Annotated in this window: 19 protein-coding genes and 1 pseudogene; 12 read left to right on the top strand and 8 right to left on the bottom strand. The window is 62.5% G+C overall.

Annotated elements, in window-relative coordinates:
* Positions 1–19: 19 nt before the first annotated feature.
* The 4 genes from Q8R75_RS12710 to Q8R75_RS12695 all read right to left on the bottom strand — a co-directional run bounded on the left by Q8R75_RS12710 (position 20) and on the right by Q8R75_RS12695 (position 3,781).
* Positions 20–754: an ABC transporter ATP-binding protein gene (locus tag Q8R75_RS12710; protein ID WP_336623623.1), complete on the bottom strand. Its 735-nt coding sequence runs from the start codon at positions 752–754 to the stop codon at positions 20–22.
* A 20-nt stretch (positions 755–774) separates the two neighbouring features.
* Positions 775–1,998 carry an FtsX-like permease family protein gene (locus Q8R75_RS12705; protein ID WP_305611165.1) on the bottom strand — a complete coding sequence of 408 codons (1,224 nt, stop codon included), beginning with the start codon at positions 1,996–1,998 and terminating at the stop codon, positions 775–777.
* A gap of 64 nt (positions 1,999–2,062) precedes the next feature.
* Positions 2,063–3,265, bottom strand: a complete 1,203-nt coding sequence (locus Q8R75_RS12700) for an efflux RND transporter periplasmic adaptor subunit (RefSeq protein ID WP_305611166.1) — start codon at positions 3,263–3,265, stop codon at positions 2,063–2,065.
* Between the two features lie 27 nt (positions 3,266–3,292).
* Positions 3,293–3,781, bottom strand: coding sequence for a TlpA disulfide reductase family protein (locus tag Q8R75_RS12695; protein ID WP_305611168.1), 489 nt, complete (start codon positions 3,779–3,781; stop codon positions 3,293–3,295).
* Between the two features lie 72 nt (positions 3,782–3,853).
* On the opposite strand from Q8R75_RS12695, the gene Q8R75_RS12690 reads away from it, so the two are divergent.
* The 7 genes from Q8R75_RS12690 to pqqE all read left to right on the top strand — a co-directional run bounded on the left by Q8R75_RS12690 (position 3,854) and on the right by pqqE (position 8,840).
* Entirely contained in the window at positions 3,854–4,537 is a 684-nt protein-coding gene (locus Q8R75_RS12690; protein ID WP_305611170.1) for a DUF4197 domain-containing protein, read from the top strand.
* Positions 4,538–4,549: 12 nt separating this feature from the next.
* On the top strand, positions 4,550–5,407 hold the full coding sequence (locus tag Q8R75_RS12685) for a hypothetical protein (RefSeq protein WP_305611173.1): 858 nt from the start codon (positions 4,550–4,552) through the stop codon (positions 5,405–5,407).
* A gap of 123 nt (positions 5,408–5,530) precedes the next feature.
* Positions 5,531–5,605, top strand: coding sequence for a pyrroloquinoline quinone precursor peptide PqqA (pqqA, locus tag Q8R75_RS12680; RefSeq protein WP_083224124.1), 75 nt, complete (start codon positions 5,531–5,533; stop codon positions 5,603–5,605).
* Positions 5,606–5,754: 149 nt separating this feature from the next.
* On the top strand, positions 5,755–6,672 hold the full coding sequence (gene pqqB / locus Q8R75_RS12675; protein WP_305611174.1) for a pyrroloquinoline quinone biosynthesis protein PqqB: 918 nt from the start codon (positions 5,755–5,757) through the stop codon (positions 6,670–6,672).
* Positions 6,669–7,397, top strand: a complete 729-nt coding sequence (gene pqqC / locus Q8R75_RS12670; protein WP_305611176.1) for a pyrroloquinoline-quinone synthase PqqC — start codon at positions 6,669–6,671, stop codon at positions 7,395–7,397. Before pqqB ends, pqqC begins: the two co-directional genes overlap by 4 nt.
* A 16-nt stretch (positions 7,398–7,413) precedes the next feature.
* A complete protein-coding gene (gene pqqD / locus Q8R75_RS12665) occupies positions 7,414–7,686 on the top strand; it encodes a pyrroloquinoline quinone biosynthesis peptide chaperone PqqD (protein ID WP_305611177.1) in 273 nt (90 codons plus the stop codon).
* Complete coding sequence (gene pqqE / locus Q8R75_RS12660; protein ID WP_305611179.1) at positions 7,683–8,840, top strand: pyrroloquinoline quinone biosynthesis protein PqqE; 1,158 nt, start codon at positions 7,683–7,685, stop codon at positions 8,838–8,840. The genes pqqD and pqqE overlap by 4 nt, the downstream gene beginning before the upstream one ends.
* Before the next feature lie 126 nt (positions 8,841–8,966).
* On the opposite strand, the gene Q8R75_RS12655 is transcribed toward pqqE, so the two are convergent.
* From Q8R75_RS12655 to Q8R75_RS12640, 4 genes are all read right to left on the bottom strand, one after another.
* Entirely contained in the window at positions 8,967–9,737 is a 771-nt protein-coding gene (locus Q8R75_RS12655) for a PEP-CTERM sorting domain-containing protein (protein WP_305611181.1), read from the bottom strand.
* A gap of 42 nt (positions 9,738–9,779) precedes the next feature.
* Positions 9,780–10,781 (bottom strand): PEP-CTERM sorting domain-containing protein, encoded by a 1,002-nt coding sequence (locus Q8R75_RS12650; RefSeq protein ID WP_305611183.1) that lies wholly within the window; start codon positions 10,779–10,781, stop codon positions 9,780–9,782.
* On the bottom strand, positions 10,778–13,378 hold the full coding sequence (locus Q8R75_RS12645; RefSeq protein ID WP_305611185.1) for a TonB-dependent receptor: 2,601 nt from the start codon (positions 13,376–13,378) through the stop codon (positions 10,778–10,780). The genes Q8R75_RS12650 and Q8R75_RS12645 overlap by 4 nt, the downstream gene beginning before the upstream one ends.
* Positions 13,379–13,719: 341 nt before the next feature.
* The gene (locus Q8R75_RS12640) at positions 13,720–16,047 is read right to left on the bottom strand and encodes a Tex family protein (protein ID WP_305663691.1); all 2,328 of its coding nucleotides are present in this window, start codon (positions 16,045–16,047) and stop codon (positions 13,720–13,722) included.
* A gap of 374 nt (positions 16,048–16,421) precedes the next feature.
* On the opposite strand from Q8R75_RS12640, the gene Q8R75_RS12635 reads away from it, so the two are divergent.
* From Q8R75_RS12635 to Q8R75_RS12615, 5 genes and pseudogenes are all read left to right on the top strand, one after another.
* Positions 16,422–16,616 (top strand): helix-turn-helix domain-containing protein, encoded by a 195-nt coding sequence (locus Q8R75_RS12635; RefSeq protein ID WP_305611189.1) that lies wholly within the window; start codon positions 16,422–16,424, stop codon positions 16,614–16,616.
* Between the two features lie 16 nt (positions 16,617–16,632).
* Positions 16,633–19,044: a DEAD/DEAH box helicase family protein gene (locus Q8R75_RS12630; protein ID WP_305611191.1), complete on the top strand. Its 2,412-nt coding sequence runs from the start codon at positions 16,633–16,635 to the stop codon at positions 19,042–19,044.
* A 49-nt stretch (positions 19,045–19,093) separates the two neighbouring features.
* Positions 19,094–20,875 (top strand): N-6 DNA methylase, encoded by a 1,782-nt coding sequence (locus Q8R75_RS12625; protein WP_305611193.1) that lies wholly within the window; start codon positions 19,094–19,096, stop codon positions 20,873–20,875.
* Positions 20,872–21,921 carry a PDDEXK nuclease domain-containing protein gene (locus Q8R75_RS12620; RefSeq protein WP_305663690.1) on the top strand — a complete coding sequence of 350 codons (1,050 nt, stop codon included), beginning with the start codon at positions 20,872–20,874 and terminating at the stop codon, positions 21,919–21,921. Before Q8R75_RS12625 ends, Q8R75_RS12620 begins: the two co-directional genes overlap by 4 nt.
* Positions 21,921–22,663: pseudogene (locus Q8R75_RS12615) on the top strand (restriction endonuclease subunit S); the annotation flags it as partial. The gene Q8R75_RS12620 and the pseudogene Q8R75_RS12615, both read left to right, overlap by 1 nt.

The raw sequence follows: 22,663 nt of genomic DNA, 5'->3' as shown, positions 1-22,663 counted from the left end.
ACAACCCCGCTGCGCGGGGTCAGGCTGGTTCGGCAACAGACGTCGAAGCCGCGAGGCGGCCATCGACCAGTTCGATGCGACGGTCGCAGCGGGCGGCCAGTCGCGGGTCGTGCGTCACGATGAGGCAGGCGCTGCCCCGCTCGCGGTTGAATTCACGCAACAGCGCGAAGATATCATCCGCAGTGTGCGTGTCGAGATTGCCGGTCGGCTCGTCGGCCAGGATCAGGCGTGGTGACAGCGACAGCGCGCGCGCGATCGCCACGCGCTGCTGCTGGCCGCCAGACAGTTGACCGGCCTTCTTGTATTCGTGGCTTGCAAGCCCCACCCGCGCCAGCAGGTCGTGTGCCACCGCCTCGTCCTGCGCGGTGGCGACACCGTGCGCGATGATGGCCGGCATCATGACGTTTTCCAGCGCCGTGAAGGCCGGCAGCAGATGATGGAACTGGAATACGAAGCCGATGTGACGGCCACGCAACACCGTCAGCGCCTGTTCGTTCAGCCCGGTCGTGGATTGTCCGGCGACTGAAAGCTCGCCTGCAGTGGGCGGCTCCAGCAGGCCGATCAGGTTCAGCAGTGTGCTTTTGCCCGAACCGCTGGGGCCGATCAGCGCACAGAACTCGCCTTCGGCCAGTTCGACGTCGATGCCGTGCAGCACTTCGGTTTCCACCGGCGTGCCGATGCCGTAGGACTTGCGCAGGTTGCGCATCGAAATGATGGCCGGTTTGCCGGTCGCCTTATTCACGCCCGGCGTCATGTTCGACGTCATGCCCGACGTCATGCCCGTATCGCCTGCACAGGGTCCATCTTGGCCGCGCGCCGCGCCGGAATCAGCGCCGCCAGCACACCGACAGCCAGCGCAATGCCGGCGGCCGACAGTGCGATGCCGGTGTCGAGCTGAGGCTCGAAGATGGGCGCGCCGTCACCGGTGCGGTAGATGGTCGAGAAGATCTGCAGTAGCGCCCAGGCCAGCCCGACCCCCGACAGCGCACCGACGAAACCGACCAGCGCACCCTGCAGCAGGAACACGCCCATGATGCGGTTGGAACTGGTGCCCATGGCGCGCAGGATGCCGATCTCCTTCTGCTTCTGCACCACGCTGACCACCAGCACGCTGGAAATGCCGAGCGCCACGATGATGATGACGAAGCTGCGGATCAGGTTGTTCGATACCGACTGGTTGCGCAGCGCCGCCAGCAACTGCGAATTGGTCGTCATCCAGCTGTCCACCGTCATGCCGCTGCCCGCCTGCAGCCGCGCCGCCACCTGGCTGGCCTCGAAAATGTCGGTCACCGTGATGTCGATGTTCGATACGCCGCCCGGCAGGTCGAGCAGCGACTGCGCCAGCTTCATCGTCGTGAATACCCAGCGCCGGTTCAGGTCCTTGTTGCCGATGTCGAACAGGCCGGTCACCTGCAGCAGTTCGTCGCGCCCGCCGGCAGCGCGCAGGAACACCTTGTCGCCGACCGTCACGCCGAGGTCCTTCGCCAGTTCGGTGCCGATGATGGCGTTCGTGCCCTCGACCTGGAACTTGCCGCGCACCATATAGGTATCCATCTTGACGATGCGCCGGTAGCGGTCGGGTTCGATGCCGAGCAGCGCGACCGACTTGCTCGCCCGCCCGCGCAGCGCGAACGCGGGACCGCTCACCACCGGCGACACCGCCACCACGCCGGGCTGGTCTTCGGCCAGTTTCACAATGGCTTCCCACTGGTCGATCGAGCGCAGCCGCTGGGCACGCGGTTCGATCACCGCGGTACTGGCCGCATCGGTGCGGGCCCGCAGATTCACCTCTTCAAGCGGTCGCACGACCACATGCGCCTGGCTGCCCAGCACGCGGTCGATGATGGTGGACTGCAGCTGGGCGATCAGCTGCGACAGGAACACGATGACCGCCACGCCGCCGGTCACACCGAGCAGGATGAGCGCCGTCTGCATGCGCCCCTCGCGCAGGAAGCGCAGCGCAACGAGAAATTCGAACGGCAGTCTTGGTCTCGCCATCGTCAGATGCAGGATGCAGGATGAAAGATGCAAGCCAGACCGGCGCGGTTTTCCCTTGCATCTTTCATCTTGAAGCTTTCCTCTGCTTGACCCGGATGCGGTCGCCGTCGAGGGCGCCGCCGGCGGGCAGGATGGCGATATCGCCTTCGGTCACGCCTTCGGTGATTTCGATCCGGCCGACGCCGCGCAGGCCGGTCTTCACCGGCACCTTCACCGCCTCATCCGCTCGCGCCAGCAGTACCCAGGGTTCAGGCGTTTCGACGTCGCGCACCGCTTCGAGTGGCAGCGACAGCGCCGATTCGCTGCGACCGATCACCACTTCGACCGACACCGTCATGTCCGGCTTCAGGAAGGCCGGTGGTTCGGTCACGCGAAGGCGTACTTCGATCGTGCCACGCTGGGCGTCGATGGCCGGCGCGATGTAATAGACCACGGCTTCGAAGGCCTGGCCCGGGAAGGCATCCGCCACGGCTTGCGCGCGGGCATCGAGCTGCAGGTAGCGCAGATTCTTTTCGTCCAGCGTGGCGTAGATGCGGGTTTCGCCGGACTGCGCCAGCGTCAGCAACGCGCGCCCGGCCTGTGCCACGTCGCCCGGCTCGGCGTCGCGCGCAACCACCAGCGCGTCGACCGGGGCCCGCAACGTCAGCAGGTCGCGCCGCGCCTGGGCCGATGCCAGTGCCGCTTGCGACTGGGCCAGGCGCGCCTGAGCGCCCTGCCGCTCCGCGCCGCGCGGCAGGCTGGCGTCGCGTTGTGCCTGCGCGGTGCGCAGCTGGGAGCGCGCGTTGTCGAGCTGGCGCGCCGCCTCGTCGAGCTTCGACGGCGAGAAGAACTGCTGCGCCACCAGCGTCTGCGCGCGCTGGTATTCGGCGTCGGCCACCTTCAGATTGGCTTCCGCCTGGCGCACGGCCTGCTCGGCCACCGGCAGCGTGACGGCGTCGGTCTGGCGCAGTCGCGCCTGCGACTCCTGGATCTGGGTGCGCGCCTGTTCGACCGCCGCTTCGGCATCGGCGGCACGCAGCATCACCAGTGCGTCGCCCGCCTTCACCTGTGCGCCTTCGCGCACGGCCACGGCGTCGATGATGGCGGTGACCTGGGTGCCCAGTTCGATGCGCGCCGGCGTGGCGATGCGGCCGGTGGCCACGACGCTTTGGGTCAGCGCCGCACGGGTGACGGCTGCGGTGTCCACGGCGATGCCGCGCGGCCAGAACAGCCACGCAACGAGCACAGCAGCGGCCAGCAGCAGCGCGATCAGATAGCGGGATTTCATCGGGAAGAAGACGTCAGGGTCGGAGGTTCAGGACGGTGCGTCGAGCAGGTTTTCGATCAGCGCATCAAGCGCCGCATGGTCGGGAATGCCGATGATCTTCCTGACCACCTGGCCCTGCCGGTCGATCAGGTACGTGGTCGGCGTTGCATTGACGCCGCCGAAACCGCGCGCCACCTCACCGACCGGGTCGAAGCCTACGCGAAACGGCAGCGCCTCGCGACGGGTGAAGGCCTGCACATGGCTGGGCGCGTCGTAGCTCATCGCCACCGCGACCACGTCGAGGCCGCGTGCCTGATAGCGGTGGTGCGTGTCGGCCAGCGCCGGCATGCCGCGGATGCACGGCGCACACGAGGTCGACCAGAAGCTGACCAGCCTGACCTGGCCCTGCGGCTGCGAAAAGTCGACCCGGCCGCCGTCGAGCAGCGCAACCGGCACGGCCGGCGCCGCATCCGGAAAACCCTGGCCGCGCAGCAGCCAGACCAGGCCGAGCAGCACCGCCAGCACTATCGGTGACATCCATTTGCGGGACATAATCGTTGAGGAGTTCCGGTTAATCAGTTTGTTCGTTCAATCAGAAGGATTTCGACCATGCGTGCGATTGTCGGTTTTGTGGCCTGTCTTGTCATGTGTACCCAGGTGTGGGCCTTGTCGCTTTCCGACCTCTCCGACAAGGACGCAAGCGGCGGCCTGAAGGAAGCGCTGACCCAGGGTGCGGCCAAGGCGGTCGACATGCTGGGCAGGCAGGACGGCTTCCTGAAGAACAAGGCGGTGAAGATTCCGCTGCCGGACGGTCTGCAGCAGGCCGAAAAGCTGATGCGCACCTTCGGCATGAAGAAGCAGGCCGACGAACTGATCACTGCGATGAACCGTGCCGCCGAAGCCGCCGTGCCCGAAGCGAAGCAACTGCTGGTCGGAGCGGTCAGGGACATGAGTGTGGACGACGCCAAAAAGATCCTGACTGGCGGCGAAACGTCCGGCACCGAGTACTTCAAGGGCAAGACATCGGCCCAGCTGAAGGAGCGTTTCCTGCCCATCGTGCAGCAGGCGATGGACAAGGTTGGCCTGGCCAAGAGTTACGAGAAATTCGCGTCCAAGGGCGCGAAGTATGGCGTGATCAGCAAGGAAGACGCCGATCTCGACAACTATGTGACCGAAAAGGCGCTCGACGGCTTGTTCAAGATGGTGGCCGAGGAAGAGAAGGCCATCCGCCAGAACCCGGTCGGCGCGGCCGGCAGTCTGGCGAAGAAGGTGTTCGGCGCGCTCGGCCGTTAAGGGCGGCTGCGGGTGTCGCGCTTCATTCACTTCTTTCTGTGCCTGGCGCTGTGCGCGCCGCTTGTGTCCTGGGCGCAGGTCAAGCTCGACATCATTCCGCTGAAACACCGCACGACCGATCAGGTGCTGCCGGCGCTGCAGCCGCTGGTCGGCGAAGACGCGGCACTTTCGGGGGCCAACAACCGCATCTTCATTCGTGCCGACGCCGCCACGCGGCTGGCCGTGAAGCAGGCGATCGAGGCGATCGACACGCCGCTGCGCAGCCTGATGATTTCGGTGCGGCACGACAACGACGATTCGATCCGGCGCGACGGCGCCGCCGTGTCGGGCGACATCCGCGCAGGCGACGTGTCGGTCGGCGCCGCTGACGCAGGCAGCGAGGGTGCCGTCATCGAAGGCCGCAGCGGCGACAGCCGGGTCGCGACGCGTGTCTGGTCGACCCGCGGCAATTCGGCCGACCGGCTGTCGCAACGGGTGCAGGTGGTCGAGGGCGGTTCGGCCTTCATCCAGGTCGGCAGTTCGATTCCGGTGCCGTTCACGCAGATCATCGCCGGCCCGCGCGGCGGCGCCATTTCGCAGGGCACCGAGTACCGCGACATCGGCAGCGGCTTCTACGCCATGCCGCGCGTCAATGGTGACCAGGTGACGCTGGACATTTCGCCCCAGAAGGAATCGCTGTCCGACACGCAATACGGCGAAATCCGTACCGCACGGCTGGTCAGCACGGTGCGGGGCCGGCTCGGCGAATGGATGGAACTGGGCGGCAGCGGCTACAGCGAACAGGTCGACCAGCGCGGCATCACGCGCTACGGCACGCGCGACGCGCAGTCGCAGCGCCGGCTGTGGGTGAAGGTGGACGTCGTGCGGTGACCTTCATGAATTTCCTGAGCCGCGCTTAATTCCGCTGACGAGGCGGTGCGCAGCGGGGCGGTCGATACTGCAAGAGCGTTGCAACACAACGCATCTATTTCAAACGACCATCAGGAGACAAACATGAACTGGCAAACCCCCAAGGCTACCGACCTGCGTTTCGGCTTCGAAATCACGATGTACATCGCCAACCGCTAAGGTGGCGAGGACCCGGCGAGCGTTAGCTCCCGGGTCTCTGCAGCACCCGTCGGCGTCAAGCGACCGGCCAGACGAATACCGTGACGCGCCCTGAACGGGCGCGTTGCATTTGAATCAGAGTATCCGCACACGGATACCGGAGGAGGGGCATGCGACTGCACGTACTGGGGTCCGGCGCGGGCGGCGGCTTCCCGCAGTGGAACTGCAACTGTCACAACTGCGACGGCCTGCGCAAGGGCACGATCCGCGCCACGGCGCGCACCCAGTCGTCTATCACGGTGACCGGCGACAACGAGAACTGGGTGCTGTTCAACGCGTCGCCCGACATCCTGACCCAGTTCCAGCAGTTCCCCGAACTGCAGCCAGCGCGCGCGCTGCGCGACACCGCGGTCAAGGCCATCGTGCTCATCGACGGCCAGATCGACCACACGACCGGCCTGTACATGCTGCGTGAACACCGTCAGCCGCACGAAATCTGGTGCACGCCGCCGGTGCAGGAAGACCTGACGCAGGGAAACCCGCTGTTCCGTCTGCTCGGGCACTACTGCGGCGTGAACTGGAATGCGCTGCCGATCGACGAAAGCATGTTCGAAATGAAGCACGTGCCCGATCTACGTTTCCACGCCCACCATCTGCGCAGCAATGCTCCACCCTACTCGCCGCGGCGCGACAAACCGGTGCCGGGCGACAACATCGGCGTGACCATTGAAGACACGAAGACCGGCCGGAAGATCTATTACGCGCCCGGTCTGGTCGACATCGAGCCGCACGTGTGGGCGGCGATGCAGGCGGCCGACGTGGTGCTGGTCGACGGCACCTTCTGGACCGACGACGAAATGATCGCGCTCGGCGCCTCGAAGAAGTACGCACGCGACATGGGGCACCTGCCGCAGACAGGCGAAAGCGGCATGATGGTCTGGCTCGACAAGCTGCCGAAAACCACGCGAAAGATCCTGATTCACATCAACAACACCAACCCGATCCTGAACGAGGACAGCGCGCAACGGCGCGAACTCGAATCGCGTGGTATCGAGGTGGCTTACGACGGAATGGACATCACGGTATGAGTACGCAACAACCCTGGAATCACGCAGAATTCGAGGCGCAGCTGCGCGACAAGGGCAGCGCCTATCACATCCACCATCCGTTCAACGTCATGCTGAATACCGGCAAGGCGTCACCGGAACAGATCCGCGGCTGGGTGGCAAACCGGTTTTACTATCAGATCGCGATTCCGGTGAAGGACGCGGCCATCCTGTCGAACACGCCGGACCGCGAAATCCGCCGCCAGTGGATACAGCGCATCCTCGACCACGACGGATACGAAATCACCGCCCCGGATGGCGCGACGGCGCGCGACGAAGGCGGCATCGAAGCGTGGATCAGGCTGGGCGAAGCCACCGGCCTCACGCGCGAGGAAATCGTCGATCTGCGCCACGTGGTGCCCGGCGTGCGTTTCGCTGTCGACGCCTACATCAACTTTGCGCGCCAGCGGCCCTGGCAGGAAGCGGTGTGCTCGTCGCTGACCGAGTTGTTCGCGCCCAAGATCCACAAGGAACGGCTCGCCAACTGGCCCGAGCACTACCCGTGGATCGAATCGTCCGGCCTGCAGTACTTCCGCAACCGCGTGTCCCAGGCGCGACGCGACGTCGAACAGGGCCTGGCGGTGACGCTGAACCACTTCACGACACGCGCCGAGCAGGAACGCGCATTGACCATCCTGCAGTTCAAGCTCGACGTGCTGTGGGCAATGAACGACGCCATGGCCAACGCTTACGGCGTCAGCAAGTAACCCGGTGAGCGAAACGATGGCGATCACAACCGCAACCGTGCCGAAAGTGGGCCGCAACTTCCGCATCCAGTGGGAACCGGCGCAGGACGCCTACGTGCTGCTGTATCCGGAGGGCATGGTGAAGCTGAACCAGAGCGCCGGCGAAATCCTGAAGCGCTGCGATGGCGCAGCCGACGTCGCCGCCATCGTCGCCGACCTCGAAACGACCTTCAACGCGCAGGGGCTTGAAGCCGACGTGCTCGCCTTCATCGAACTGGCCGAGCAGCAGAAATGGGTGGATCTGACATGACCGATCTTTCCGAGGCAGTGGCCGTGCAGGACACCGCGAAGATCGGCCCGCCGCTGTGGTTGCTGGCCGAACTGACCTACCGCTGCCCGCTGCACTGCGTGTATTGCTACAACCCGGTCGATTTCGCCAAGACCGAAGACGAACTGACGACCGAACAGTGGTTCAAGGTGCTGCGCGAAGCCCGTGAGCTCGGGTCGGTGCAGTGCGGCTTTTCCGGCGGCGAACCCATGCTGCGCGACGACCTCGAAGTCATCGTCGCCGAGGCGCACCGCCTGGGCTACTACACCAACCTGCTGACATCGGGCGTCGGGCTGAACGAAAAGCGCATCGGCGCGCTGAAGGAAGCCGGGCTGGACCACATCCAGCTCTCGTTCCAGGACTCGACGCGCGAAATGAACGACTTCCTGTCGTCCACCCGAACCTTCGACCTGAAGCGCCGCGCGGCCGACATGATCAAAGCGCACGGCTATCCGATGGTCATGAACTGCACCATCCATCGGCATAACATCGACCACATCGAAGCCATCCTGCAACTCGCGTCCGACATCGATGCCGAATACGTCGAACTGGCCAACACGCAGTACTACGGCTGGGCGCAGGTGAATCGCGACCAGCTGCTGCCGTCGCGCGAGCAGCTTGAGCGCGCGGAACGCATCACCAACGAGTGGCGCGCCACGCACGGCAACAAGATGAAGCTGTTTTTCGTCGTGCCCGACTATTACGAAAAACGGCCGAAGAAGTGCATGAATGGCTGGGGCAACATCTTCCTGACCATCACGCCGGACGGCAAGGCGTTGCCCTGCCACACCGCGCGCATGTTGCCCGGGCTGGAGTTTCCGGACGTGCGCACCTCGTCCATCCGCGAAATCTGGTATGAATCCGAAGGCTTCAACCGCTACCGCGGCACCGGCTGGATGAAGGAGCCCTGTTCCAGCTGTCCGGAAAAGGAAAAGGACTACGGCGGCTGCCGCTGTCAGGCCTACATGATCGCCAACGACCCGGCCGCAGCCGACCCGGTGTGCGACAAGTCGCCGCTGCACAACCGGATCACCGAAGTCGTCGACCGCGCCCAGATCGCCGGCAACGCGGCGCAGGTCAAGCCTTTGATCTACCGCGGCCCGAAGGAATCGCTGCAGCTCGACCGGCCGTTCTGACGGCGGCCGGACACACCGGCCTCAACACACGCAAGGCAAAAAAAACGGCCCCCTGCTGGACAACGCAGGGGGCCGCTTCAATTCCGGCCAACGGCGCTTGCGCGCCGCCGACTGTTACAGCCTTGATTACGCCTTCGTGCGACGGCGGGCAGCCAGACCGATCAGGCCCAGACCGGCCAGCAGCATGGCGTAGGTTTCAGGTTCCGGGATCGCGGCGATGGGCGCGAAGCCTTCGAAGGTCGCGGTGCGCAGCGGCGGCGACATGCCGTCGATGCTCGGCGCCTGACGGATGGTGACCGCATCGATCAGGTAGGTGAATTCCGTTGCATTGGTCTTGAGCACATACCAGGCGGTCGACGGATTGCCTTCCTCGACCGAAATGTCGGTGCGGAAGTCGACCACGTTGTCGTCGAACACATCCACCGGGTTGGTCGGACGGGTTCGCACGCCATTCGAGGTATGGGCGGTCGATTGCAGGCGCAAATCGTCGTCGGTCGCGGCATACCATCCAACTGAAACGTCATAGTTGGCATAGCCACTGCGCAGGATGTCGTTGATTTCCGTCTCGTAGTCGAGGTCACCGATTTCGATTTCGCCAACATCCAGTTCGAAACGCGATGCGAACAGCAGCGTGCTGTCGGTGGTGCTGCGATAGACGAAGTCGTAGAAGGTGCCGATGTCGGTGCCGTCGTAGATTACCGAGCTGATGCGGCGGGCGGCGCGGGTGTAGCCGGCGCTTTCCGGCGTCCAGTCGAAGCCGAGGAACAGCGGGTCAGCCGCAGCGTTGCTGACGCCGACGATCCGCAGATCGCCGCTTTCCGGCAGGGCGACGAAAGCGTGCGCCGCGTGGGCGCCCAGGCCCAGCATCAGTGACAGTGCAATGGTTTTGATTTTCATGGAGTTGACCTCTTTGTTGAGTGGTGCGGAAAACTTCGGGTATCAGGCGCGCATGCGGCGGCGTGCAATCACGCCGATCATGCCCAGGCCCGCGAGCAGCATTGCGTAGGTGGACGGTTCGGGAATCGGCGCTGTGTTCGTCGGGACAAATCCGCCGATGAAGGCCTTCACGATCGGCTGGCCCTCTTCGCCCGCCTGAAAGTAGCCGATCGCGCTGTCGGCGACGGTGTAGTAGGTGGCGTTGGTCTTGATGAGATACAGGCCGCTGTATGGATTGTCTTCGGACAGGTTGATGTCCGACTGGAAGCTGATCGCATCCGGGTCGTACACGTCTGTCGACCCAAGGCCCTGATCGCTGCGTGCAGCGCTGTATAGCCGCAGATCGAAATCTGACATGTACATCCAAGCTGCCGCCGCGTCGAAAACGGTTCCGTTCTCCTCAAATCCGTAGCGGAAGACATTGTTCAGTTCAGCATTCTGCTGCTGGCCCGGAAGACCGAGAATCACACGAGTGCCAAATACCAGTTTATTGTCCCGCGAATCTCGATAAACGAAATCATACATATCGCCGATTGCTTGGCCCGCGAGCTGGACATCTTCCGTTAGCCGATAATCAAGTAGCGTAAGAACTCCACTGCCGGTAACCGTTCTCGGAATCGGACCTGATGTCGCGATCGAGTTGTAGCTGATACTGGAAGCGACTAGCGGAATTAATACATCTCCAATTTCGGTGGTGACGGTAAATGAAGATGTGATTGTTCTGCCAGTAGCATCAAGAAAGTAGCGGTCAGTGTTCTGATTATTAGCGCCACTAAGGCGAAACGGAAACGCCTTGTTAAGCTCAAAAAAATCACCCGCTACTGCGCCCAGACTGGCGCCCATCAAGACTGTCGCCGCGGCGACATGCGCTAATTTCATGATGCGATCTCCTTTTTGAAAAGATTCAGGGTGAGACAATGATTCGGCGGACACATGACGGGTTCGGCTGTGCCTCTTGTTGTAATCGATCCTTGTCCGATCGATGGAAAACGATCCGGTGCTCATGACCCGAATGCGTAGTTGAGGCCAAACCACACGGCGCGCGGGGCGCCGGGGCCGACAAAAAGCGAATGAGTCCAGTCGAACGAGTTGTAATTGAATCCTGAGGAATCCCGCGCGCCGAACGATCCGGAGGTGAATGGATTGACCGCGAGGTCGCCAGCGGTGGTGTATCGGCGGTCGAAGATGTTGTCGACCTTGCAGAACAGGGAAATATTTTTGTCTACCCGGTAATTCGCATTGAAATTGAATACCGCGAAGCCGGATGTCCTGCCCTTGCCGACGTAGCGTTTTCCAAGGCCGGGGATCTGTGCATTTCCGGTCAGGTCGGTGCCACCGGGTTCGGATTCATTGTTTTCGTTGCCGCGCGCAAATACGAAGGATTGCGCCACCATTGAAAATCCGAAGGTGAAATTGCTGGTGACATCCATGTTCCAGCCAAGGCGGAACGAATGCTTCGGAAGCCCCGGGATGACATCGCCCGGGTTGATTTCGAAGTCGTTCACACGTCCCTGGGTACGATCTGCGGAACTGTTCGACTGATTGACGATGGTGGCGCTGGATTCGAAGGTGGCATTCAGGCGGCTGTAGCCGGCACGCAGCGAATGGCGACCGAATCTGCCTTTCAGATTGAGTTCGAAACCGTCGCGTTCGGTCTTGCCGAAGGTGTCGAACACGCCGCGGTTGCGCTGGCCGAGCGACACGAACAGGATGTCGTCGGTCAGTTCGGTCCGGTAAGCCGTCGCGCTCCACGAAAGCTGGCCGTTCAGACTGGTACCCCTGAGACCGAGCTCCGTCGTCAGCGACCTGACCTGCGGCAGGAAAGGGTCGGAGGTCAGCGAGGTGGGAATGGTGCAGCCGAGATTCTTGCCGTCATTCAGCCCGTTCGGATCCTCGAGCGTCTTGTCGCGTGCGCAGCCCAGTTCGATGACCGAGGGAACCCGCGAACCGCGACTGACGTTGCCATAGACGTTCAGGTCCTGCGCGGGCAGCCAGGACACGCCAAGCGACGGATTCAGACTGCGGTAGCCGTAATCTCCTGTGGAGCAGAGAAATCGGGTCCCAACCGCAGATAAGGTTCCGCAAATTTCTGCGCGATTGTTGAAGAAATTCGAGGTGAATTGGTAAAGTGGAATTGGTTTGTCCGACTGCAGTTCGTTCTTGACTCGCGAGTAACTGAGCCGTGCGCCATAGGTGATGAACAGATTGGGCGCCGCGGTCCAGGTGTCGCTGAAGAACAGTGCAGCCGTCCGGCTCGACCCGGTCAGATTGTTTCGGACGATGTCCTGGCTCAGCGCGAGCAGACCCAGATCCGCCTCTCGTGAAGGATCGAGGAACACGGTGCGTTCGGAATCGATGAAGCCGAGCCGCTGGCTCTGCCGGAAGTCGACGTCGCTCCAGTCGAAGGAACTGCCGACGACGATCTGGTGCGTTTCGCTGATCTGCGTGAATTGCAGGGCGACACCTTCCGAGCGCTGATCCGAGCGGCTGAAATTGAACAGTCCGTTCGGTGCCAATCCTGCGCAGCCCGGGTAGGTCGGCCCGACGTTCTGGTCCAGCGCGCCATTCGGCGAACCGAAACCGTCCGGGCAACTGACACCCAGCCGGTTTGAGCTGGCCCCTTGGTCGAAGTCGTCCCACACGTCGCCACCCGTGCCCTTCTGCTTCAGGTCTCGGCGATACATCTGCAGGGCAACGCTGGACGAGTCGCTGATGTCGAAACGGACGCGACCCGTTAGATGATTCAGGTCGTTGATGTTCTCGTCCGGTGAGGTGAACACCGAATTCGGACTTTCACGCCACTGTTCTTCCGGGATCAGGCCGTTGCCGACCAGGGTGTTTTCGGCTTTCAGCAGGCTGAACGTGGCTTCGGTCGACCTGCCGCGGATGTCGATACGGCCGAAGTACTGACGCACGCTGGTCGGCGAGTTGGTTCGCCAGCCATCTTCATCGAACTTGTTGAGCGCGAAGAATCCCGCCAGCGGGCCCGAATTGCCACCGGCTGCAAGCTGGTACTGGCGTCTGCCAAACGCACCGCCGAGAGCCGAAAATTCCACTTTCGGGCTGGTAAAGCCCGATTTCGTATTGACCGAAATCGCACCGCCCAGCGTGTTGTGACCGAACATCGGATTGGACCCGGGCAGGAGGTCCATGCGCAGGATCGCGATGTTCGGGATCAGGTCCCAATTCACGACATCGCCGAACGCTTCGTTGATGCGCACCCCGTCGAGATAGACCGAAAGGCCCTGTGGTGTGCCGATCAGCGGCGACGCCGCGAAGCCGCGGAAGTTCAGGTCCTGCTGGAACGGGTTGCCTGCGTAGTCATTGACGTTGATCGACTGGAACTGCAGGTTCATTGCTTCCGTCAGCGACACTGCGCCCGACTGCTGCAGCTCGTCGCCGGTGAGGCTCTGGACGTTAGAGGTCGTTTGCTGCTCGTCGAGCACCACCCCCGGCAGCGGCGTGATCATTCGCGGGGCGCGGATTTCTACCGTCGGCAGTTCCTTGACCGGCTCTTCCTGCGCACAGACGAGGGCGCTCGCGCTCAGCAGGGCGAGCGCGGCCGGGGTCAGGCGCAAAGTCTGGGAACGCGAGGGTGTCATCGGGGTACGTGTAGGACGGCTCCCTACACGATCGATAGCTGTTTATTTCCCTCGCTTGTACCGACTGTTCCGACGCGACCACAGGGAAAAACTCCCGAGTTAGCGAGACAGGGAAACTTTCCCGTCGGTGGCGTCACCCGCTGTGCAAGGTGTGGTCATAAACGACGCGCCGCAAGTCCTTGATGGGGCGCAATCGGGCGTCGCGCTTAACATTCAGCAACATTTCCATGGGCGCGCCCGGCCCGTTCGACGGGTGCGTTGGTTCTTCAATGCACCACGCCCGAATCCGGAGCGGAAAGGGATGTTGCCTGCCGTTGACGGGTACCGGTCCCGCGGCCGGCTCAGCGCTTCGTTGCCTTCGCGAAAGCGGCCGCCAGCGCATTGTTGGCCGCCGGGGCATCCTGCCCGCGCTCGCTGCGTCGCGCGTCGCCCGGCCGTGCCGGCGGGCGGGCGTCCTTCGCGGCCGGCTTGCGTACCACCTCGTCGCCCAGCCGCATGGTCAGCGCGATGCGCTTGCGGGCGATGTCGACCTCGACCACCTTCACCTTGACGATGTCGCCGGCCTTCACCACCTCGGCCGGGTCCTTCACGTAGCGGTTGGCGATGGCCGACACATGTACCAGACCGTCCTGATGCACGCCGATGTCGACGAAGGCACCGAAGTTGGTCACGTTGGTCACCACGCCTTCGAGCAGCATGCCGGGTTCGAGGTCCTTCAGCTGTTCGATGCCGTCGCGGAAGGTCGCCGCGCGGAATTCCGGACGCGGGTCGCGGCCCGGCTTTTCCAGCTCGCGCAGGATGTCCTGCACCGTCGGCAGGCCGAAGCGGTCGTCGGCGTATTTCTGCGCCGACAGCGCCTTGACGGTCGCCGCGTCGCCGATCAGCTCGCGCGCCTTCTTCTTCACGTCGGCCAGGATGCGCTCGACCACCGGATAGGCTTCCGGGTGCACCGCCGAGGCGTCGAGCGGGTTGTCGCCGTTCATAATGCGCAGAAACCCCGCACATTGTTCGAAGGTCTTGTCACCCAGGCGCGGCACCGACAGCAGTGCCTTGCGCGACGGGAACGCGCCGTTGGCGTCGCGATGCGCCACGATGTTCTGCGCCAATGTGGCGTTCAGTCCCGATATGCGTGCCAGCAGCGGCACCGACGCGGTATTCACATCGACGCCCACCGCATTCACGCAGTCTTCGACCACGGCGTCGAGCGAGCGGGCGAGCCGCGTCTGGCTGACGTCGTGCTGGTACTGGCCGACGCCGATGGCCTTCGGGTCGATCTTCACCAGTTCGGCCAGCGGGTCCTGCAGCCGGCGGGCGATCGACACCGCGCCGCGCAGGCTCACGTCCAGCCCCGGAAATTCCTTCGACGCCAGTTCCGACGCCGAATACACCGACGCGCCGGCTTCCGACACGACGATCTTGGTCATGCCAAGCTCGGGTTTGAGCTTCATCAGGTCGGCCGCCAGCTTGTCGGTTTCCCGGCTGGCCGTGCCATTGCCGATGGCGATCAGCTGCACCCCGTGCTTCGCGGCGAGGCCGGACAGCACGTGCAGCGAGCCGTCCCAGTCGCGGCGCGGCTCATGCGGGTAGATGGTTGCGGTATCGACCAGCTTGCCGGTGGCGTCGACCACCGCCACCTTCACGCCGGTGCGGATGCCGGGGTCCAGTCCCATCACCACCCGCGGGCCGGCCGGCGCGGCGAGCAGCAGGTCCTTCAGGTTCTTGGCGAACACGCGGATCGCCTCCAGTTCGGCGCGCGCGCGCAGCTCGTTCATCAGATCGAGCTCGACATGCACCGACAGCTTCACGTTCCAGGTCCAGCGGGCCGTTTCGACAAGCCAGCGGTCGGCCGCGCGGCCGTTGTCGCGGATGCCGGCATGCACCATCACGCGCCGCTCGCACGGGTTCGGCTCGGCGCTGCGCGTGCCGTCTTCCGGATCGGTGTCGAGCGCCAGCTTCACCCGCAGCACGTCTTCGTTGCGGCCGCGGAACAGCGCCAGCGCGCGGTGCGACGGAATGTCGGCGAGTTTTTCGCGGTAGGCGAAGTAGTCGCGGAACTTGGCCGCTTCGGCGTCGGTGTCCTTGCCGTCGGCCACCGCCGCGACCACCACGCCGTGTTCGGCCACGTGGCTGCGCAGCGCGCCGACCAGTTCGGCGCTTTCGGCGAAGCGTTCCATCAGGATCTGGCGTGCGCCGTCGAGCACCGCCTTGGAGTCGGCAAATCCCGCTTCGACGTTCAGGTAAGCCGCAGCTTCGGCCTCCGGCGTCAGCGTCGGGTCGGCCAGCAGCGCGTCGGCCAGCGGCTCGATGCCTGCCTCACGCGCAATCTGCGCCTTGGTGCGGCGCTTCTGCTTGTACGGCAGGTAGAGGTCTTCCAGCCGCTGCTTGGTGTCGGCGTTCTCGACCTCGCCGCGCAGCGCCGGCGTGAGCTTGCCCTGTTCGTCGATGCTGGCGATCACCGCAGCGCGCCGTTCCTCCAGTTCGCGCATATATACAAGGCGCTCTTCGAGCAGGCGCAGCTGGGTGTCGTCCAGCCCGCCAGTCACTTCCTTTCGGTAGCGCGAAATAAACGGCACGGAAGCGCCTTCATCCAGCAGGGCGACGGCGGCATTGACCTGTTGCGGGCGCGCGCCCAGTTCGGCGGCGAGACGGTGTTCGATCGAGGGGAGCATGTGCGACGGGCAGGGGCAGCGTGGAAGGCGCGAACCCTACCCAAGCGCGCCCTGCGCCGCAAGCCTTGAACCCGCCGCAGCACGGGATGGCGACGACTTGCTGGATGATTGCCTTCGCCTGTCATGGAAGCGAAATGGACACACACAATATGACCGGCGACGCCGGCGAACATCCATTGCGACGGTGGTGGTGGTCACCCGTTCGATATGATGCGCGGGTGGATGCCTGAAACCGATCGGTGCCAAACACATGCAGAGCCACCACCGCGAACAGCCAACGCATGGTTTTCATTGCAAAATCGGCTTCAATTCGCCCCTGCTAGACTGAGGACGATTGAAGACGACTTTGAGGCCTTGACTCGAGCGCCGACGCCATGAATGCCGAACTGTGGGCCACCGCATGCGAAGTCGCCCACCATCCGGGCGTCGTGAAGGACACCGTCTATCGCTGGCCGGAACGCAAGGGCTTGCCCGCACACAAGATCGGGCGACTGTGGAAATTCCAGCTCTCCGAAGTTGCTGGTTGGGTACGTGCAGGCGGTGCCGACGCCGCAAAAGCGCACGCGTAACAGGAGAGCGCACGCCATGGACAAGTACACGCTCAGTGAGCGCGACGTTTGCACCAAATTCATCACCCCCGCGATCGTGCAGGCGGGCTGGCAACAGCACCAGTTCCGGGAGGAAGTGAAGCTCACTGACGGTCGTGTCATGGTACGCGGCACGCTCGCTTCCCGCATCAAGAACCCCGATGTCAAAGGCGGGCCGAAGCGTGCCGACTTCGTGCTCTACGCCAGACCCAATATTCCGATTGCTGTGGTTGAAGCCAAGCAGGCCCGATTCTCGGTGGGGCATGGCATGCAGCAGGCGCTGGCCTATGCCGAAATGCTGGACGCCCCTTTTGCGATCAGCAGCAATGGCGATGGATTTCTGATTCACGACCGTACCGGCATCACCCAGCCTGTCGAGCGCGAACTTCAGGTCGGCGAGTTTCCGTCATTGGACGAACTTTGGCCGCTGTACCAGCAATGGAAAGGTCTGGCGGCGCCCGAAGCCGTCAAGCTGATCGAGCAGCCGTTCTACACCGACGGCAGCGGCAGGGAACCCCGCTACTACCAACGCGTTGCAATAAATCGTGCCGTCGAAGCGATTGCGAAAGGTCAGCAACGTGTGCTGTTGGTCATGGCCACCGGCACCGGCAAGACTTACACCGCTTTCCAGATCATCTGGCGCATGTGGAAGGCCAAGGCCAGGCAGCGCATCCTGTTCCTGGCTGACCGCAACATTCTCATCGACCAGACCATGCAGCAGGATTTCGCGCCCTTCGGCGAGGTGATGCACAAGATCACCCACCGCGAAATCAAGAAGAACTACGAGATCTACCTTGCCCTTTACCAGGCAGTCACCGGCAAGGAAGAATGGAAGCAGATCTACAAGCAGTTTCCGGCGGACTTCTTCGATCTGGTCGTTGTCGATGAATGTCACCGCGGCAGCGCCGCTGATGACTCGGCCTGGCGCGAAGTACTTGAGTATTTCAGCAGTGCCACGCATCTGGGTCTGACCGCCACGCCGAAGGAAACCCGGGAAGTCAGCAACATCACCTACTTCGGTGACCCGGTTTACACGTACTCGCTCAGGCAGGGCATCGAAGACGGCTTCCTCGCTCCGTACAAGGTCATCCGCATCGCCACCGACGTCGATGCAGTCGGCTACACGCCCGAAAGAGGCAAGGTCGACAAGTTCGGTCAGACGGTTGAGCAACGCCAGTACGGCACCCGCGATTTCGACCGCATTCTGGTGCTGGAAAAGCGCACCAGGCTGGTTGCCGGCAAGGTGTGGGAATACCTCAAAGCCACCGACCCGATGGCCAAGACCATTATCTTCTGCGACGACCAGGACCATGCCGAGCGCATGCGGCAGGAACTGGTCAAGTTGATCCCGGCCGCGGCCAGCAATCGTCGCTACGTGATGCGAATTACCGGGGACGACACCGAAGGCAAGGCGCAGCTTTCGTACTTCATCGACAACGACGAGCTCTATCCGGTCATCGCCACGACATCCAAGCTGCTCACCACCGGGGTCGATGCCAAAACCTGCAAGCTCATCGTGCTGGACCAGAACATCAATTCGATGACCGAGTTCAAACAGATCATTGGCCGTGGTACCCGCCTGCGTGAGGACTACCAGAAGCTGTACTTCACCATCATGGATTTCAAGGGCGCGACGCGCCTGTTCGCCGACCCGGATTTCGACGGCGAACCTGTGGTGATCTACGAGCCCGGGCCCGGCGAAACCGTGGTGCCGCCGGACGATACGAACGCGCTGGGTGTGGGCGAACCCGAGCCGCCGCAGTATGGCCCTGGCGCGACAGGCAGCGACGGCACCGGCGGCGGTGAAGGCCGCACCAGATACGTGATCGATGACGTCAATGTGCGGGTTGCCGTCGAGCGCTCGCAATACCTCGATGCAGACGGCAAGCTCATCACAGAGGACTATCGTGTTCTGCTCAAGGACGACATCAGGAAAGCGCTGCGAGCCGAGTTCGGCACGATGACCGATTTCCTGCGGCGCTGGAACGAAGCCGAGCGCAAACAGGCCATCGTGGAAGAGCTGGCCGGGCACGGCGTACCACTGAAAATCCTGCAGCAGGCGGTGGCCAACGGTAACGAACTCGATGTGTTTGATCTGGTCGCCCACGTCGCCTTCGACCAGAAGCCGCTGACCCGTCGCGAACGCGCCAACAACGTCAAGAAGCGCGATGTGTTCGGCAAATACGGCGAGCAAGCCCGTGCAGTGCTTGGAGCGCTGCTGGACAAGTTCGCCGACCATGGCGTGCAAGACATTGAAGACGCCAAGGTGCTCGAGTTGCCGCCGTTCGACCAATTCGGCAGCAAAACCCAGATCCGGCGCGGCATTTTCGGCAGCGTCGAGCAATACACCCTGGCCGTGCACGAACTCGAACAGGCGCTCTACGACTCCCCGGAGCCGAAGCAGGCCTGATCGATAGAAAAGCGTCACCACTCAAGCCGAACGACCAGAAGAGAGCCCGATGAATCTCAGCAGCACCATCAAGTCCATCCAGGACATCATGCGCAAGGACGACGGCGTCGATGGCGACGCCCAGCGCCTTGGTCAACTCACCTGGATGCTGTTCCTCAAGGTATTCGATCAGCGCGAGGAAGAATGGGAGGACGACAATGCAGCCTACCGATCCCCCTTGCCAGAGCGCTTCCGCTGGCGTAATTGGGCGGCCTACAAGGCCGATGCCGACGGCAAGAAAAAACCGCAGATCGCCGGCAGCGAGCTGATCGGCTTCGTCAACAACGAACTGTTCCCGGCGCTGAAAGACCAGATCGACGCCAGCCAGAGCCCGCAGCACAAGGTCATCAAGCAGGTATTCGAAGACGCCAACAACTACATGAAATCCGGCCCGCAAATGCTGGCCGTGATCGAGAAGCTGGAAGACGCCATCAACTTCCACGACTTCAAAACCCGCGCCAGCCTGGGCGATGTCTACGAGCAGATGCTCAACGACCTGCGCGGCGCCGGCAACGCGGGCGAGTTCTACACCCCGCGCGCCATCACCGCCTTCATGGCCGACCGCGTCAACCCGCGCCTGGACAAGCGCGAAAAGGTGATGGACCCGGCCTGCGGCACCGGCGGCTTCCTGACGGCTGCGATCGACCACTTCCGCAATCAACTCACCACCCGATCCAGTGCCGAAGACAAGCGCGCCATCGAAGCGCTGATCCACGGCATCGAGAAGAAACAGCTGCCTCACCTGTTGTGCACGACCAATATGTTGCTGCACGGTATCGACGTGCCCAGCCAGATCGAGCACCGCAACACGCTGGGCATCGGCTGGAACGAGTGGAGTGCCAACGACAAGGTCGATTGCATCATCACCAACCCGCCCTTTGGCGGCTATGAAGATGATGGCGTGGGCAGCGACTACCCGGCCGACCTGCGCACCCGCGAAACCGCCGACATGTTCATGGCGCTCATCATCAAGAAGCTGCTGAAGGAAAACGGCCGCGCCGCTGTGGTGCTGCCTGATGGTTTCCTGTTTGGCGACGGCATCAAGGGCACGCTGAAAAAACTGCTGCTGCGCGACTGCAAGCTGCACACCATCATCCGCCTGCCCAAGGGCGTATTCGCCCCCTACACCACCATCAAGACCAATCTGCTGTTCTTCACCCGAGGCGCAACGACGGACGACGGCACCGAACACTTCCACACCGACACCATCTGGTTCTACGAGCATCCCTACCCGACGGGCTACAAGAGCTATTCCAAAACCAAGCCCATCCGGCTCGAAGAATTCAAACCCGAGCAGGAATGGTGGGGCGATGAGGCCAACGACTTTGCCGGCCGCGTGGAAACCGAATTCGCCTGGAAGGTCGATTTCAAAACCAGGCGCGAACAGGCCGAAGCCGCCGCGCAACCGCACTGGCAACGCGCCGAAGACCTGAACAACCAGGCCGCCGCGCTGGAAGGCGAAGCAGGCGACTTGCGCAAGAGCCTGGTCGGCACCACCGACGCGGCCTACCGCGAAAAGATCGACGCCCAGATTGCCGAGCTGCGCGCCAGGGCCGAACCGCTGCGCCTGCAAGCGCGTGATGCGCAGGCCGCAGGCGACCGCATCTACTGGCCCATCTTCAACCTCGACATCAAGAATCCCAATGCGCCGGAAGAAGAAACCCACGACCCGGACGTGCTGCTGGAGAAATACAAAAAGCTGCTGGGCGAAATCGAAGAAACCGAAAACCAGCTCAAAAGCGAACTGGCCGCCGCACTGGCGCACCACTTCGGCCCGGAGGCCGAAGCATGAAGCCCGTGGCACCGGAAATCGCCGCACCGCAATTGCTGGGCGATATCCGCCAACTGATCGAACAAAGTCGCAGTCAACTGGCCGCTGCAGTCAACAGTGCGCTGACGCTGCTTTATTGGCACATCGGCCACCGTATTCGCACCGAAGTGCTGGGCAGCGAACGCGCCACCTACGGCGAACAGATTGTCTCGGCACTGTCGAGACAATTGGAAACTGACTACGGGCGCGGCTTCTCCGCCAAAAACCTGCGCCACATGCTGCGTTTTGCCGAAGCCATGCCCTCGGAAGAAATTGTCTCCGCAGTGCGGAGACAATTGAGCTGGACACACATCAAAACCCTGATCTACATCGACGACCCGCTCAAACGCGACTTCTACCTGCAAATGTGCCAGCAGGAAGGCTGGAGCACCCGCACCCTGCAAGACCGGCTGGACTCCCAGCTCTTCGAGCGCACCGCCTTGTCAAAGCAACCCGAGCAACTGCTGGAACAAGAGCTGGTCAGCCTGCGCCAAACCGGCACCATCACTCCCGCGCTGGTGCTGAAAGACCCCTACGTACTCGACTTCCTTGGCCTGCAAGACCGCTATCTGGAGAAAGACCTGGAGGATGCCATCCTGCGCGAGCTGGAAAACTTCCTGCTGGAACTGGGTGCCGGCTTCACCTTCGTCGCCCGGCAAAAGCGTATCCAGATCGACAACGACGATTTCTTCATCGACCTGCTGCTTTACAACCGCCGCCTGAAAAGGCTGGTGGCCATTGAGCTCAAGTTGGGCGACTTTAAAGCCGCCGACAAAGGCCAGATGGAGCTGTACCTGCGCTGGCTGGCGATATACGAACAAGAAGCCGGCGAGGCACCGCCATTGGGCATCATCCTGTGCAGCGGCAAAAAGCAGGAGCAGGTCGAACTGCTCGAACTGGATGCCAGCGGCATCCATGTCGCCGAGTACCTAACCAGCCTGCCACCCAGGGAAGTGCTGCAAGCCAAACTGCATGAAGCCATCGTCCGCTCACGCGCCCGGCTGGAAAACCGTGGGGAGGACGCCTGATGGACGCGCAGCAGTTTTTGGCGGAGTTCGGGCATATTGCCAATGCGCCGGGGGGCGTCCAGCAGCTCCGTGAAATGGTTTGCCAGTTGGCAATTACAGGCGCATTGACACCTCGCCTTGATACCGATGGTGATGCACGTCAACTCTTAGCAGACATCGCAACATTGAAGGAACGCTTGATTCACGAAAAAAAGTACAAGCGCCTGTCAAAACTGGAGAGCGAAGCGCTTGATATTCCGCCGTATATCGAGCTTCCCGCATCATGGTGTTGGACTCGCTTACTTGATATTGGCGAAATCAGCCCGAGAAACGACGCGCCAGATGAAGCTATTGCTTCTTTTATCCCAATGAGCGGGTTTTCGGAAATCCACAGGGGAGCACTGGCGCCTGAGGTGGAACATTGGGGAAAGATAAAAAAGGGGTTCACCCACTTCAAAAACGGCGACGTGGTTGTTGCCAAGATCACGCCATGTTTTGAAAACGGAAAGGCCGCTGTTATTGAAGGACTTGAGCACGATATTGGCGCTGGTACGACCGAGCTGCACGTATTCCGCTCGATCCATACCGGGATATTGCCGGGGTATGTCTATCTGTTCTTGCGGTCACCGTATTTCGCCGTTGAAGGTGAGAAAAACATGACTGGAACCGCAGGTCAGAAACGATTGCCCACTGAATACTTCGCGACCCGTGCCTTGCCACTACCTCCATCCGCAGAACAAACCCGCATCGTCGCCAAAGTCGA

Source organism: Methyloversatilis sp., assembly GCF_030696805.1.
Lineage (GTDB): Bacteria > Pseudomonadota > Gammaproteobacteria > Burkholderiales > Rhodocyclaceae > Methyloversatilis.
This window is presented reverse-complemented; position numbering and strand designations above follow the sequence as displayed.

Bases quoted from the DNA above. Each gene is read 5' to 3' on its own strand.
- Q8R75_RS12710 (WP_336623623.1), bottom strand. From the start codon at position 754: ATGACGCCGGGCGTGAATAAGGCGACCGGCAAACCGGCCATCATTTCG.
- Q8R75_RS12705 (WP_305611165.1), bottom strand. From the start codon at position 1,998: ATGGCGAGACCAAGACTGCCGTTCGAATTTCTCGTTGCGCTGCGCTTC.
- Q8R75_RS12700 (WP_305611166.1), bottom strand. From the start codon at position 3,265: ATGAAATCCCGCTATCTGATCGCGCTGCTGCTGGCCGCTGCTGTGCTC.
- Q8R75_RS12695 (WP_305611168.1), bottom strand. From the start codon at position 3,781: ATGTCACCGATAGTGCTGGCGGTGCTGCTCGGCCTGGTCTGGCTGCTG.
- Q8R75_RS12690 (WP_305611170.1), top strand. From the start codon at position 3,854: ATGCGTGCGATTGTCGGTTTTGTGGCCTGTCTTGTCATGTGTACCCAG.
- pqqB (WP_305611174.1), top strand. From the start codon at position 5,755: ATGCGACTGCACGTACTGGGGTCCGGCGCGGGCGGCGGCTTCCCGCAG.
- pqqC (WP_305611176.1), top strand. From the start codon at position 6,669: ATGAGTACGCAACAACCCTGGAATCACGCAGAATTCGAGGCGCAGCTG.
- pqqD (WP_305611177.1), top strand. From the start codon at position 7,414: ATGGCGATCACAACCGCAACCGTGCCGAAAGTGGGCCGCAACTTCCGC.
- pqqE (WP_305611179.1), top strand. From the start codon at position 7,683: ATGACCGATCTTTCCGAGGCAGTGGCCGTGCAGGACACCGCGAAGATC.
- Q8R75_RS12655 (WP_305611181.1), bottom strand. From the start codon at position 9,737: ATGAAAATCAAAACCATTGCACTGTCACTGATGCTGGGCCTGGGCGCC.
- Q8R75_RS12650 (WP_305611183.1), bottom strand. From the start codon at position 10,781: ATGAGCACCGGATCGTTTTCCATCGATCGGACAAGGATCGATTACAAC.
- Q8R75_RS12645 (WP_305611185.1), bottom strand. From the start codon at position 13,378: ATGACACCCTCGCGTTCCCAGACTTTGCGCCTGACCCCGGCCGCGCTC.
- Q8R75_RS12640 (WP_305663691.1), bottom strand. From the start codon at position 16,047: ATGCTCCCCTCGATCGAACACCGTCTCGCCGCCGAACTGGGCGCGCGC.
- Q8R75_RS12635 (WP_305611189.1), top strand. From the start codon at position 16,422: ATGAATGCCGAACTGTGGGCCACCGCATGCGAAGTCGCCCACCATCCG.
- Q8R75_RS12630 (WP_305611191.1), top strand. From the start codon at position 16,633: ATGGACAAGTACACGCTCAGTGAGCGCGACGTTTGCACCAAATTCATC.
- Q8R75_RS12625 (WP_305611193.1), top strand. From the start codon at position 19,094: ATGAATCTCAGCAGCACCATCAAGTCCATCCAGGACATCATGCGCAAG.
- Q8R75_RS12620 (WP_305663690.1), top strand. From the start codon at position 20,872: ATGAAGCCCGTGGCACCGGAAATCGCCGCACCGCAATTGCTGGGCGAT.